General features: G+C 72.4%; 14 protein-coding genes. 11 read left to right on the top strand and 3 right to left on the bottom strand.

The window, feature by feature from the left end; genetic code table 11:
• Positions 1-48 precede the first annotated feature (48 nt).
• Genes ACFUUZ_RS24675 through ACFUUZ_RS24665 form a run of 3 tightly spaced genes read left to right on the top strand, consistent with a single transcriptional unit; the run spans position 49 to position 2,326 of the window.
• Positions 49-873 (top strand): acyl-CoA thioesterase, encoded by an 825-nt coding sequence (locus ACFUUZ_RS24675; RefSeq protein ID WP_378700083.1) that lies wholly within the window; start codon positions 49-51, stop codon positions 871-873.
• Complete coding sequence (pdxT, locus tag ACFUUZ_RS24670; protein ID WP_378700081.1) at positions 870-1,517, top strand: pyridoxal 5'-phosphate synthase glutaminase subunit PdxT; 648 nt, start codon at positions 870-872, stop codon at positions 1,515-1,517. Before ACFUUZ_RS24675 ends, pdxT begins: the two co-directional genes overlap by 4 nt.
• A 56-nt stretch (positions 1,518-1,573) precedes the next feature.
• On the top strand, positions 1,574-2,326 hold the full coding sequence (locus tag ACFUUZ_RS24665) for a YebC/PmpR family DNA-binding transcriptional regulator (protein ID WP_378700079.1): 753 nt from the start codon (positions 1,574-1,576) through the stop codon (positions 2,324-2,326).
• A gap of 1 nt (position 2,327) precedes the next feature.
• On the opposite strand, the gene ACFUUZ_RS24660 is transcribed toward ACFUUZ_RS24665, so the two are convergent.
• Entirely contained in the window at positions 2,328-2,813 is a 486-nt protein-coding gene (locus tag ACFUUZ_RS24660) for an SRPBCC family protein (RefSeq protein WP_378700077.1), read from the bottom strand.
• Between the two features lie 208 nt (positions 2,814-3,021).
• Here ACFUUZ_RS24660 and ruvC point away from each other — a divergent pair, with 208 nt between their 5' ends.
• Genes ruvC through ACFUUZ_RS24640 form a run of 4 tightly spaced genes read left to right on the top strand, consistent with a single transcriptional unit; the run spans position 3,022 to position 5,826 of the window.
• Entirely contained in the window at positions 3,022-3,591 is a 570-nt protein-coding gene (gene ruvC / locus ACFUUZ_RS24655) for a crossover junction endodeoxyribonuclease RuvC (RefSeq protein ID WP_378700075.1), read from the top strand.
• On the top strand, positions 3,588-4,184 hold the full coding sequence (ruvA, locus tag ACFUUZ_RS24650; protein ID WP_378700073.1) for a Holliday junction branch migration protein RuvA: 597 nt from the start codon (positions 3,588-3,590) through the stop codon (positions 4,182-4,184). The genes ruvC and ruvA overlap by 4 nt, the downstream gene beginning before the upstream one ends.
• A 3-nt stretch (positions 4,185-4,187) precedes the next feature.
• Positions 4,188-5,276, top strand: a complete 1,089-nt coding sequence (gene ruvB / locus ACFUUZ_RS24645; protein WP_378700071.1) for a Holliday junction branch migration DNA helicase RuvB — start codon at positions 4,188-4,190, stop codon at positions 5,274-5,276.
• Positions 5,277-5,310: 34 nt separating this feature from the next.
• Complete coding sequence (locus ACFUUZ_RS24640; protein ID WP_378700069.1) at positions 5,311-5,826, top strand: GtrA family protein; 516 nt, start codon at positions 5,311-5,313, stop codon at positions 5,824-5,826.
• On the opposite strand, the gene ACFUUZ_RS24635 is transcribed toward ACFUUZ_RS24640, so the two are convergent.
• Both ACFUUZ_RS24635 and ACFUUZ_RS24630 read right to left on the bottom strand, forming a co-directional pair.
• Positions 5,823-6,446, bottom strand: a complete 624-nt coding sequence (locus ACFUUZ_RS24635; protein ID WP_378700067.1) for a DivIVA domain-containing protein — start codon at positions 6,444-6,446, stop codon at positions 5,823-5,825. The genes ACFUUZ_RS24640 and ACFUUZ_RS24635 overlap by 4 nt on opposite strands.
• Before the next feature lie 80 nt (positions 6,447-6,526).
• A complete protein-coding gene (locus tag ACFUUZ_RS24630; RefSeq protein WP_378700065.1) occupies positions 6,527-7,165 on the bottom strand; it encodes a TetR/AcrR family transcriptional regulator in 639 nt (212 codons plus the stop codon).
• Positions 7,166-7,243: 78 nt separating this feature from the next.
• Here ACFUUZ_RS24630 and ACFUUZ_RS24625 point away from each other — a divergent pair, with 78 nt between their 5' ends.
• From ACFUUZ_RS24625 to secF, 4 genes are all read left to right on the top strand, one after another.
• Positions 7,244-8,755 carry a flavin-containing monooxygenase gene (locus tag ACFUUZ_RS24625; protein ID WP_378700063.1) on the top strand — a complete coding sequence of 504 codons (1,512 nt, stop codon included), beginning with the start codon at positions 7,244-7,246 and terminating at the stop codon, positions 8,753-8,755.
• 79 nt (positions 8,756-8,834) lie between these two features.
• Complete coding sequence (gene yajC, locus ACFUUZ_RS24620; protein WP_378700061.1) at positions 8,835-9,215, top strand: preprotein translocase subunit YajC; 381 nt, start codon at positions 8,835-8,837, stop codon at positions 9,213-9,215.
• A 110-nt stretch (positions 9,216-9,325) separates the two neighbouring features.
• Positions 9,326-11,179 (top strand): protein translocase subunit SecD, encoded by a 1,854-nt coding sequence (secD, locus tag ACFUUZ_RS24615; RefSeq protein WP_378700059.1) that lies wholly within the window; start codon positions 9,326-9,328, stop codon positions 11,177-11,179.
• A 7-nt stretch (positions 11,180-11,186) separates the two neighbouring features.
• On the top strand, positions 11,187-12,394 hold a 1,208-nt coding region (gene secF, locus ACFUUZ_RS24610; RefSeq protein WP_378700058.1), incomplete at its 3' end, for a protein translocase subunit SecF.

The raw sequence follows: 12,394 nt of genomic DNA, 5'->3' as shown, positions 1-12,394 counted from the left end.
CCGCCGGGTGCCGCCGACCGCGCCGACCGGCCGGGATACTCTCAGCGCATGGCGACAATCGAAGAGGCACTGGAGATCGAGCGGATCGAGCGGGACATCTTCCGCGGCGCCTCGGTCAAGACGCAGCTGCCGCGCACCTTCGGCGGTCAGGTCGCCGGGCAGGCGCTGGTCTCGGCGGTGCGCACGGTGGAGCCGCGGCACCAGGTGCACTCGCTGCACGGGTACTTCCTGCGGCCGGGGAACCCGGACCAGCCCACCGTGTACCAGGTCGAGCGGATCCGCGACGGCCGCTCGTTCTGCACCCGCCGGGTCACCGCGATCCAGGAGGGGCAGGCCATCTTCACCATGTCGGCCTCGTTCCACACCGGCGACCAGGGGCCCACGCACCAGGACGTGATGTCCGACGTGCCCGCCCCGGACGAACTGCCCGACGTCTCCACCACGCTGAGCGCGGAGAGCCTGTGGCTCATGCGCGAGTGGGAGCACTGGGACATCAGGATCGTGCCGCGCGAGGACGTGGCGCGCAGGCCGGGCGTGGTCTCGCAGCAGCAGGTGTGGTTCCGCTACCGGCACCCGCTGCCGGACGACCCGCTGCTGCACGTCTGCACGCTCGCCTACATGAGCGATATGACGCTGCTCGGCTCCTCCAAGGTCACGCACCCGAACGAGCCCACCCAGAACGCCTCGCTGGACCACGCCATGTGGTTCCTGCGCCCGTTCCGCGCCGACGACTGGCTGCTCTACGACCAGTCCTCGCCCTCGGCGGGCTTCGGCCGCGCGCTCACCGGCGGCAAGATCTTCGACCGGGAGGGCAGGCTGGTCGCCGCCGTGGTGCAGGAGGGGCTCATCCGCACCCTCAGGGACCAGCAGTGACCGATCCGGGGAGCGCCCCGTTCCGCCCGGTCGTCGGCGTGCTGGCGCTGCAGGGCGACGTCCGGGAGCACATCGTCGCGCTGGAGAAGTGCGGCGCCACCCCGACCCTGGTGCGCCGCGCGAGCGAGCTCGCCGCGGTGGACGGCCTCGTGCTGCCCGGCGGTGAGTCGACCACCATCTCCAAGCTGCTGCAGACCTTCGAGCTGCTGGAGCCGCTGCGCGCCCGGCTGCGCGCGGGGATGCCCGCCTTCGGCTCCTGCGCCGGGATGATCCTGCTCGCCTCCGAGGTGCTCGACACCAGGGCCGACGCGCAGCACCTGAGCGGCATCGACATGACAGTGCGGCGCAACGCCTTCGGGCGGCAGGTCGACTCCTTCGAGGCCGACCTGGACTTCGCCGGGCTGGACGACGGGCCGATGCGCGCGGTCTTCATCCGGGCGCCGTGGGTGGAGCGCGCGGGGGACGGCGTCGAGGTGCTCGCCACCGTGCCGCACGGCCCGGCCGCCGGGCGGATCGTCGCGGTCAGGCAGGGGGCGGTCGTGGCGACCTCCTTCCACCCCGAGGTGACCGGCGACCTGCGGGTGCACGAACTCTTCGTGGACCTGGTGCGGCGGGCCAAGGGCGAGCGCGACGACCTGGGCTGAACCGGGCGAGTAACGTACACACGTCGAACGTGTCACCGACTCGAAGGAAGTAGGCAATGAGCGGCCACTCCAAATGGGCCACCACCAAGCACAAGAAGGCCGCGATCGATGCCAAGCGAGGCAAGCTCTTCGCGAAGCTGATCAAGAACATCGAGGTGGCGGCGCGGCAGGGTGGCGGTGACCCCGAAGGCAACCCGACGCTGTTCGACGCCATCCAGAAGGCGAAGAAGTCGTCGGTCCCGAACGACAATATCGAGCGGGCGCGCAAGCGCGGCGGCGGCGAGGAGGCCGGCGGCGCCGACTGGCAGACCATCATGTACGAGGGGTACGGGCCGAACGGGGTCGCGGTGCTCATCGAGTGCCTCACCGACAACCGCAACCGCGCCGCGGGCGAGGTCCGCGTCGCCATGACCCGCAACGGCGGGAACATGGCCGACCCGGGGTCGGTGGCGTACCTGTTCCACCGCAAGGGCGTCGTCACCCTGGAGAAGAACGACCTCTCCGAGGACGACGTGCTCACCGCCGTGCTGGACGCGGGCGCCGAGGAGGTCAACGACCTCGGCGACACCTTCGAGGTGATCAGCGAGCCCGGTGACCTGGTCGCGGTGCGCAGCGCGCTGCAGAGCAGCGGCATCGACTACGACTCCGCCGAGTCCGGCTTCCAGCCCTCGGTCTCGGTCGCGGTGGACGCCGACGGCGCGCGCAAGGTGATCAAGCTGGTGGACGCGCTGGAGGACAGCGACGACGTGCAGAACGTCTACACCAACGCCGACATCTCCGACGAGGTGCTCGCCGAGCTGGACGACTGACTCAGCCCAGGCGCTGGAAGTACGCCTGCTGCGCCGGGAAGTAGTCGTCGAAATCGGGGCGGTCCGCGCCGGAGCGGGCCGCCCCGAACAGGTCCAGGTAGTACTCCCAGCCGGGGCCGATCATGCCCGGGTCGGCGCCCTCGTCCAGGTGGTGGACCAGCGCCAGCTCGGTGCCGTCCGCGGTGGGGGTGAGCAGGACCTCGAGGTGCCAGGAGCCCGCCTCGTCCTCGGCGCGCAGTTCGAGGCGGCGCGGTGGCTCGCAGGCTTCGATCCGCATGTCCATCCAGGGCTCGCCCTCCTCGAACGCCATCTGCACCCGGATGTCGCCGCCCGGCTCGCCCGCCCAGCGGCCAAACCACAGCGCGGTGCGGTCGGGGTCGGTGAGGTCGGTCCAGATCTCCTCCGCCGGCGCGGCGTACCGCCGTGTGAGCACCAGATCGCGGCCGGTGGCGGTGCGCTGCAGGGTGCCGGTGGGTTCGGGAGCCACGGTGTTCCTCCATTCGGAGCGGGTCGGGTATGCCCGCATTGTGCCCCGCAGGTCCGACAGATAACCGGTGGCCACGCGCGGCGGCCGCGCCGGGGGTGCGGGGCGCAGCCCCGCATAACCAACCCTTGCTACCGTGTCGCCAGGCGGCGGAACCGACCGTGTGAGCTAAACTCTCGAACAATTGTTCGCCCAAAGGGAAGGGGTCGGGGTGCGGGTGATGGGCGTCGACCCCGGGCTCACCCGGTGCGGGCTCAGCATGGTGCAGAGCGGCCGCGGCCGCACCGTCACCGCGCTGGACGTGGACGTGGTGCGCACCCCGCCCGAGCTCGACCTGGCACACCGCCTGCTCCTGGTGGCCGATGCCGCCGAGCAGTGGATGGACACGCACCGCCCGGAGGCGGTCGCCGTCGAGCGGGTCTTCGCCCAGCACAATGTGCGCACGGCCATGGGCACCGCGCAGGCGGGCGGCGTGATCGCGCTGGCCGCCGCGCGCCGCGGCATCCCGGTCGCCTTCCACACCCCGAGCGAGGTCAAGGCCGCGGTGACCGGTAACGGCGCGGCGGACAAGGCCCAGGTCACGGCGATGGTCACCCGGATTCTCGGGCTCCAGGTGGCGCCGAAGCCCGCGGACGCCGCGGACGCGCTGGCGCTGGCCATCTGCCACTGCTGGCGCGCCCCCCTGCTGGACCGGATGGCGAAGGCCGAGCGGGCCGCGGCCGAGGCGAAGCGGAAATACCAGGCCAGGCTGGCCGAACAGCGGAAGGCGGTGCGGCCGTGATCGCGTCGGTGCGCGGCGAGGTACTGGAGATCGCGCTGGACCACGCGGTGATCGAGGCCGCGGGCGTCGGCTACCGGCTCAGCGCCACGCCCGCCACGCTCGCCGGGCTCACCCGCGGCGAGCAGGCCAGGCTCTACACCGCCATGATCGTCCGCGAGGACTCCATGACGCTCTTCGGCTTCGCCGACACCGAGGCGCGCGAGCTCTTCGGCCTGCTGCAGACGGTGAACGGCGTCGGCCCGCGGCTGGCCATGGCGGTGCTCGCGGTGCTGGAGCCGGAGGCGCTGCGCAAGGCGCTCGCCGAGGGCAACCTGACCACGCTCACCCGGGTGCCCGGCATCGGCAAGCGCGGCGCCGAGCGGATGATCGTCGAGCTCAGGGACAAGGTGGACGCCGTCCCGGTGCAGTCCGGCGGCCCGGCCGCCGCGGCGGCGGGCCCGGTGCGCGACCAGGTGGTGGAGGCGCTCACCGGCCTCGGCTTCCCGCTCAGGCAGGCCGAGCCCGCGGTCGACACCGTGCTCGCCGAGCAGCCCGGCGCGGGGACATCGGCGGTGCTGCGCGCCGCGCTCGGGCTGCTGGGCAGGAATCGATAGCCCGTGGACGACGCCGATTTCGCCGCCGACGACGGCTCCCCGATCGCCGCGGCCGCGCTGCCGTCCGACGGCGAGCTGGAGAACGGGCTGCGCCCGCGCTCGCTGGACGAGTTCATCGGCCAGCCCCGGGTCAGGGAGCAGCTGGCGCTCGTGCTGCGCGGCGCCAAGCAACGCGGCGGCACCCCGGACCACGTGCTGCTCTCCGGCCCGCCCGGGCTCGGCAAGACCAGCATGGCCATGATCATCGCCGGTGAGCTCGGCACCGCGCTGCGGGTCACCTCCGGCCCGGCGCTGGAGCGCGCGGGCGACCTGGCCGCCATGCTCAGCAACCTGGTCGACGGGGACGTGCTCTTCATCGACGAGATCCACCGCATCTCCCGCCCGGCCGAGGAGATGCTGTACCTCGCCATGGAGGACTTCCGGGTGGACGTCGTGGTCGGCAAGGGGCCGGGCGCCACCTCGATCCCGCTCGACATCGCGCCCTTCACCCTGGTCGGCGCCACCACCCGCTCCGGCGCGCTGACCGGGCCGCTGCGCGACCGCTTCGGCTTCACCGGCCACATGGATTTCTACGACCCGGAGGAGCTGCTGCGCATCCTGCTGCGCTCGGCGCGGATCCTCGGCGTCGCCATCGAGCCGGACGCCGCCGCCGAGATCGCGGGCCGCTCCCGCGGCACGCCCCGGATCGCCAACCGGCTGCTGCGCCGGGTCCGCGACTACGCCGAGGTGCGCGCCGACGGCCACGTCACGCTCGCCATCGCCCGCGCGGCGCTCGAGGTGTACGACGTGGACGGCCTCGGGCTGGACCGGCTGGACCGCGCGGTGCTCGGCGCGCTGGTGCGCGGCTTCCACGGCGGCCCGGTCGGCGTCTCCACACTGGCCGTCGCGGTGGGGGAGGAGGCCGCGACCGTCGAGGAGGTGTGCGAGCCGTTCCTGGTGCGCGCCGGGCTGGTCGCGCGCACCCCGCGCGGCCGGGTCGCCACCACCGCGGCCTGGGAACACCTCGGCCTGGTGCCGCCCGCCGACTCGTTCTACGGCTCGCTCGAGGTGCGCGCGCACGAATCCCAGCAGACGCTGGACCTCTTCGACTGAGCAGCACTGTGCGCGCCCGGTTAGAGTCGGTCGAATGACGGTCGTCCACTCGGTGCTCGGGCGCATTCCGGAGCCGCACCGCAGCACCGTGATCCGCCACCGCGAGCTGCTGAAATTCGCTGTCGTCGGCGCGATCACGTGGTTCATCGACACCGGCGTCGTCTACGCGGTGAAGCTCACCGTGCTGGGCGACAAGCCGCTCACCGCGCGGCTGCTCGGGGTGCTGATCGCGACCATCGCCTCCTACATCCTGAACCGCGAGTGGTCCTTCCGGACCAGGGGCGGCAGGCAGCGGCACCACGAGGCCGCGCTCTTCTTCGCGGTCAGCGCGCTCGGCATCGGCGTCACCATGATCCCGCAGGCGATCTCGCTCTACGTGCTCGACCTGCGGGTGCCGTTCGTCGGCCCGGTCACCCAGGCGGTGGCGAACTTCGTCAGCGGGCAGATCCTCGGCGTGCTGCTGGCCATGGCCTTCCGCTTCTGGGCCATCCGCCGCTTCGTCTTCCCGGACGAGCTGAGCGAACCGGCGCCGGGCGCGAGCGACCGCTAGCTGCGCTGCTCCAGCGCGGTGACCACCAGGTCCAGGAAGGCGTCGACCTCCTCGCGGCTGTAGCCGCGGGTGCCGAGCCTGGCACCGGTGAACCGCACCTCGCGCACGTCGGCGGCGGTCAGGTTGCCCGGCCCCGCGTGCGCCAGGGTGGCGGCGACCAGGTCGAGGAAGGCGTCCACCTCCTCCTCGCCGTAGCCGCGGCGGTCGAGCACGGCCGCGGTGAAGCGCACCCGGTGCACGTCGTCCGGGGTGAGGATGGCGGCGCCGGCGCCTGCGTGCGCGCGCTGCTCCGGCGCCGGGTGCCCGCCGTTCTGCCTGGACTCCAGCTCCAGCCGGATCCGGTCCAGGTACTCGTCCACCTGGTCGGTCCGGTAGCCGCGGCCGCCGAAGCGCGGGGCGGGAAACGTCACCCGGCGGACGTCGTCGGCGGTGAGCGCGCCCGCGCCCGCCAGGGTGGCGGCCACCGACCGCAGGAACTCGTCGACGTGGTCGGCGTGGTAGCCGCGCTGCCCGAGCGGCGGGCGGTCGAAGTGCGCGCGGCCGACCTCGTCCGGGGTCATCCGCGGCGGAACGGGGGCGCGACCTGCCGGAACCTGCGACTTCCTGATCGACCGGTTCATTCCGAACACTGTAGAAAACCCCCGCGGCAGTGGTGGACCCCGCAACACGATACCGAGGCGAGCGCTCCCGCGGTCCCGGTTCAGCCGGGGTTGCCGTCGCCTTCCCGGCGCACGCCGTCCACCAGCAGCCGGCGGATCGCCTCGGCGAGCGCGCGCACGTCGCCCTCGGGGTCGCGCAGCCCGTGCAGCACCGCGGCGAGCAGCATCCCGGTGACCGCCTTCGCGGTGTTCGCGGTGTCCAGGTCGGCGCGCAGGTAACCCCGCTCGACGCCGTGCTCCAGGTAGCCGGCGGTGAGCGCGTCGGCGGTGTCCAGCAGGCCGTACAGCCGGGCGGTGAGCTCGTCGTCGATGCCGGTGGCGTGGAAGAGCAGCAGCTGCGCGACCCGGCGGTCCTGCACCAGGATCACCGTCAGCGCGGCGCCGATCCGCTCGATCTGGGCCCGGTAGTCGTCCAGCGTCGCGGCGGCGTCGGGGGAGTTCTCGGTGGCCAGCGCCGCGACGATGCGCGCGGCGAGCTCGTCGATGACGTGGTCGATGATCTCCCGCTTGTTGCTGAAGTAGCGGTAGAAGGTGCCGTGGCCGATGCCGAGTTCACCGGCGATGTCGGCGATCCCGGTGGCGTGGTAGCCCTTCTCGGCGAAGCAGACGAACGCGGTGTCGATGATGTCGCGGCGCAGCTCGGCCTTGCGGCGCTCGGCCCGCGTCGATGGCTTCGTCACCCCGCCGATGATACGGTCGGCACAGCGCGGAATGACATGTCATTCCGTGACAGGAGAGTCACAAGGGAAGGTGCGGCAATGACGCCTCGCGAAGACGGAGCACACCGGTACGACGCGATCGTGGTCGGCGCGGGGTTCGGCGGCATGGGCGCGGCCATCCAGCTGGACCGGCTGGGGCTGGGCGACTACCTGATCCTGGAGCGCGAGGACGACCTCGGCGGCACCTGGCACGTGAACCGGTACCCAGGGCTGGCGGTCGACATCGCCTCGGTCACCTACTCGTACTCCTTCGAGCCGAACCCGTACTGGTCCCGGCTCTTCGCGCCGGGGGAGGAGCTGCGTCGCTACGCCGGGCACGTGGCCGAGCGGTACGGGCTGCGCCGCCGCATGCGCTTCGGCACCGCGGTCGAGCAGGCCCGCTGGGACGTCGACGGGCAGCAGTGGGTGGTCACCACCGACACCGGCGCCGAGCTGACCGCGCGCTTCCTGATCACCGCCACCGGTTTCCTCTCCCAGCCCTACACCCCGCCCTTCCCCGGCATCGACGGCTTCACCGGGCGGATCGTGCACACCACCGCGTGGCCGGACGGCCTCGACCTGACCGGGCAGCGGGTCGGCGTGATCGGCACCGGCGCCACCGCCGTGCAGCTGGTCCCCGAGCTCGCCGAGCAGGCCGCCGAGCTCACCGTCTTCCAGCGCACCCCGATCTGGGTGGTGCCCAAGGTGGACACCCCGATCCCGGCCGCGGTGCAGCGGCTCTTCGCGGCGGTGCCGGTGACGCAGCGGGCCGCGCGGCTGGCCAACACCTCGGTGCTGGAGGCGATCATGGTCGCGGGCGTGCTGGAGTTCACCAGGGCCAAGGTGCTGAACCGGGGCGCCGGGCTGCTGGCGAAGGCGCACCTGCGCGCCTCGGTGCGCGACCCGGAGACCAGGCGCGCGCTCACCCCGGCCTACGACTTCGGCTGCAAGCGGCCGACCTTCTCCAACCGCTACTTCCGGGTCTTCAACGAACCGCACGTGCGCCTGGAGACCGGCACCATCGCGGCGGTGACGCCGGACGGCATCACGCTCGCCGACGGCTCCGCGGTCGCGCTGGACACCCTGGTGCTCGCCACCGGCTTCGACCTGTGGCAGGCCAACTTCCCGGCGATCCGGGTGCTCGGCCGGGACGGCACCGACCTCGGCGCCTGGTGGCGGGCGAGCCGGTTCCAGGCCTACGAGGGGATCACCGTGCCGCGCTTCCCCAACTTCCTCAGCCTGAACAGCCCGTACTCCTACAGCGGGCTCTCGTACTTCACCACCGTCGAGGCGCAGATGAAGCACATGGGCAGGCTGCTCGGCGAGCTGGCCCGGCGCGGCGCGGCCACCTTCGAGGTCACCGAGCGGGCCAATGCCGACTTCCTGGACCGGGTCACCGAGCGGCTCGGCACCTCGGTGTTCTACGGCGGCGACTGCGCGTCGGCGCGCAGCTACTACTTCGACCCGCACGGCGAGGCCGCGCTGCTGCGCCCGACCAGCACCCTGAACGCGCACCGGGAGGCCGTCCGGTTCCCGCTGGACGACTACGTCTACGGCGGCGCGCCCGCCTGAGTGCGGGGCCGGTTGCGCCAACTGGCAGACTGTGTGGGTACCTGTCCACCCCACCCACGAACCAGGACTGACGTCGACGATGGAACTGCTGTTTCCGCTACTGCTGGTCGCTCTGCTCGTGCCGATGTTCCTCGGCGTTCGCCGCCAGAAGCGTGAGGCCGAGAAAGTCGCCGCGATGCAGGACGACCTGAAGGTCGGGGATCGGGTCACCACCACTTCGGGGCTCTACGGCACCGTGGTCGAGGTCGATGAGACGACCGTCGACCTGGAGATCGCCGAGGAGGTCGTGACGACCTGGCTGCGCCAGGCGATCCGCGAGGTCCGCACCGAGGACGAGACCGCCGTCGAGGAGCCCGGCACCGCCGTCGCGGCGACGCCGGACGAGCCCGAGGCCCCCGCCGCGCCGGTGACCACCGAGGAGACGCCCGGCCAGACCGAGACCCGGCTGACCAAGGACTGATCTCGCTCGCCGCGGTTCACGCAGTCCGCGCCGGTCCCCGGCGCGGGCATCTCGGCGCGCCCGGTGGCGCGCCGGTTCCACTCGACTTCCGCTCTAGGAGATGACGCACTGTGCCTCCGTCACAGGGATCGGCGCACCCATGGCGACTGCTCGGCCTCTTCGTTGCCCTGCTCGCTCTGATCTACGCGCTGGTTTTCTTCACCGGGGACAAGTCCCCGACCCCGAAACTCGGTATCGACCTGCAGGGAGGCACGCGGGTCACGCTGACGGCGCGCACGCCGGACGGCAGCAGGCCGAGCCAGGACAGCCTCAGGCAGGCGCAGTCCATCATCGAGAACCGGGTGAACGGCCTCGGCGTCTCCGGTTCGGAGGTGGTGATCGACGGCGACACCATCGTGATCACCGTCCCGGGTGAGGACGGCCAGCAGGCGCGCACCCTGGCGACCACCGCCAAGCTCTACGTCCGCCCGGTGCTGACCGCGGTCCCGGCCGCGGGTCGCGCCACCGCGCCGCAGCCGGGCACGCCCGCCCCGGCGCCCGGCGGTGCTGTCCCCGCGCCCGCGCCCGTCCCGGACGGTGCGGCCCCGGCTCCCGCCCCGGACGGCGCCGCCCCGGCCCCGGCCCCGGCGCCCGAGGTGGCGCCCGCGCCGCAGCCGCGGCTCTTCCCGGCCCAGCTGCCGCCGGAGCCCGCGCCCCCGGTCGAGCAGGTCCCGCCGCCGGGTGAACCGGCGCCGGCGCCGCCCGCCGACCAGGTCCCGCCGCCCGGCGAACCGGTGCCCGCGCCGCCCGCCGAGCAGGCCCCGCCGACCCCGGCGCCGACCCCGGAGCCGAACACCGCGGACCTGACCCCGGCCGAGCAGGCCAGGGCCGAGATCGCCGAGGCCAAGACCACCAGGCAGAGCACCGACCAGGCCGTGCAGCAGGCGGCGCTCGCCACCCTGGACTGCACCAAGCCCGACCCGCTGCGCGGCAACGACGACCCGAACCTCCCGCTGGTCGCCTGCGCGAGCGACGGCACCGAGGTCTACCTGCTGGACAAGAGCCGGATCGACGGCCAGGACATCGCCGACGCCAGCTCCGGGCTGAACCAGCAGCAGGCGCGGCACGAGGTCTACCTGGAGTTCAAGTCCGGCGGCAGCGACGAGTGGGCCGCGCTCACCGGCGAGTACGTGCAGAAGCGCGTCGCCTTCGTGCTGGACTCGCAGGTCGTCTCGGCGCCGGTGGTGCAGCAGGGCCCGCAGCAGGGCGGCCGCACCCAGATCTCCGGCAATTTCACCGCCGCCTCGGCCAAGGAGCTCGCCAACACGCTGAAGTACGGCTCGCTGCCGCTCTCCTTCGAGACCTCGGAGGCACAGACCGTCTCCGCCACGCTCGGCCTCTCCTCGCTGCGCGCGGGGCTGCTGGCGGGCGCGGTCGGGCTCGCGGTGGTGCTGCTCTACTGCTTCGCCTACTACCGGATGCTCGGGCTGCTCACGGCGTTCTCGCTGATCGCCTCCGGCTTCGCGGTCTACGGCATCATGGTGCTGCTCGGCCGCTGGATCGGGTTCACCCTCGACCTCGCGGGCGTCGCGGGCCTGATCATCGGCATCGGCATGACCGCCGACTCCTTCGTGGTGTTCTTCGAGCGCATCAAGGACGAGATCAGGGAGGGCCGCAGCTTCCGCTCGGCGGTGCCGCGCGGCTGGCAGCGCGCCAGACGCACCATCCTCTCCGGCAACGCGGTCAGCTTCATCGCCGCCGCGGTGCTCTACATCCTGGCCGCGGGCCAGGTGCGCGGCTTCGCCTTCACGCTCGGGCTGACCACCATCCTGGACGTGGTGGTGGTGTTCCTGGTGACGGCGCCGCTGGTGCTGCTCGCCTCGCGCACCGCCTTCTGGTCCAAGCCCGCGGTCAACGGCCTCGGCGCGATGCAGCAGATCGCCCGGGAACGCACCGCCGCTCGCCCCGCACTCGGGAAGGCGTGAGAGCACCATGACGAACAGCCACACCGACCGCGAGCCCGCGTACTCGCTGGAGAACGGCACCAACGCCACCGAGGTCACGGACGTCTTCGCGCCCGTGCAGCGGGCGCACGCGCGCGGCTTCTTCAGCAGGCTCTACACCGGCACCGGCGCCATCGACGTGATCGGCAACCGGCGCCGCTGGTACCTGATCACCGCGGTGATCGTCCTGATCGCCGTTGGCAGCATGGCGATCCGCGGCTTCAACTTCGGCATCGACTTCGAGGGCGGGTCGCAGATCCAGTTCCCGGCCGGGTCGGCGACCACGGAGCAGGTCGAGCAGACCTACTCCGAGGCGCTCGGCTTCGAGCCGGAGGCGGTGCAGACCGTCGGCACCGGCGGGTCGGCCACCGTGCTGATCCGCTCGCAGGCGCTGGACGCCGCGCAGGTCGACCAGCTGAACTCCGCGCTCTACGAGCGGTTCCAGCCGACCGACTCCGCGGGCAACCCGAGCCGGGCCGCGATCAGCGTCTCCGACGTCAGCGAGACCTGGGGCGACCAGATCACCCGCAAGGCGCTGATCGCGCTGCTGGTGTTCCTGGTGATCGTCTCGGTCTACATCGCGGTCCGCTTCGAGCGGGACATGGCGATCGCGGCGGTGGCGGCCATGGTCTTCGACGTCGCGGTGACGGCGGGCGTCTACTCGCTGGTCGGCTTCGAGGTCACCCCGGCGACCGTGATCGGCATCCTGACCATCCTCGGCTTCTCGCTGTACGACTCGGTGATCGTGTTCGACAAGGTCGAGGAGAACACCAGGGGCATCCTGCACCTGAATCGCCGCACCTACGGCGAGCAGGCCAACCTGGCGATCAACCAGACGCTGATGCGCTCGATCAACACCGCGCTGATCGGCATGCTGCCGATCGTCGGGCTGATGGTGATCGCGGTCTGGCTGCTCGGCGTCGGCACGCTCAAGGACCTGGCGCTGGTGCAGCTGGTCGGGCTGCTGGTGGGCAGCTACTCCTCCATCTTCTTCGCGACGCCGCTGCTGGTCTCGCTCAAGGAGCGGTGGGGTCCGGTAGCGGCGCACACCAGGAAGGTGCAGGCCAAGCGCGCGGCCGCGGCCGCGGCGCGGGTCGGCGCCGCCGCCGAGCGGCGCGCGGGCACCGCGACCGCCCGCACCGGCCAGGAGCCGGAGCCGCGGCGGCCCCGCACCAGCGCGGGCCAGAGCCCGCGGGC

This window comes from Nocardia sp. NPDC057353 (assembly GCF_042667085.1).
Classification (GTDB): domain Bacteria; phylum Actinomycetota; class Actinomycetes; order Mycobacteriales; family Mycobacteriaceae; genus Nocardia.
The sequence above is the reverse complement of the archived record's forward strand: the minus strand, read 5'-3'. Positions and strand labels throughout refer to the sequence as shown.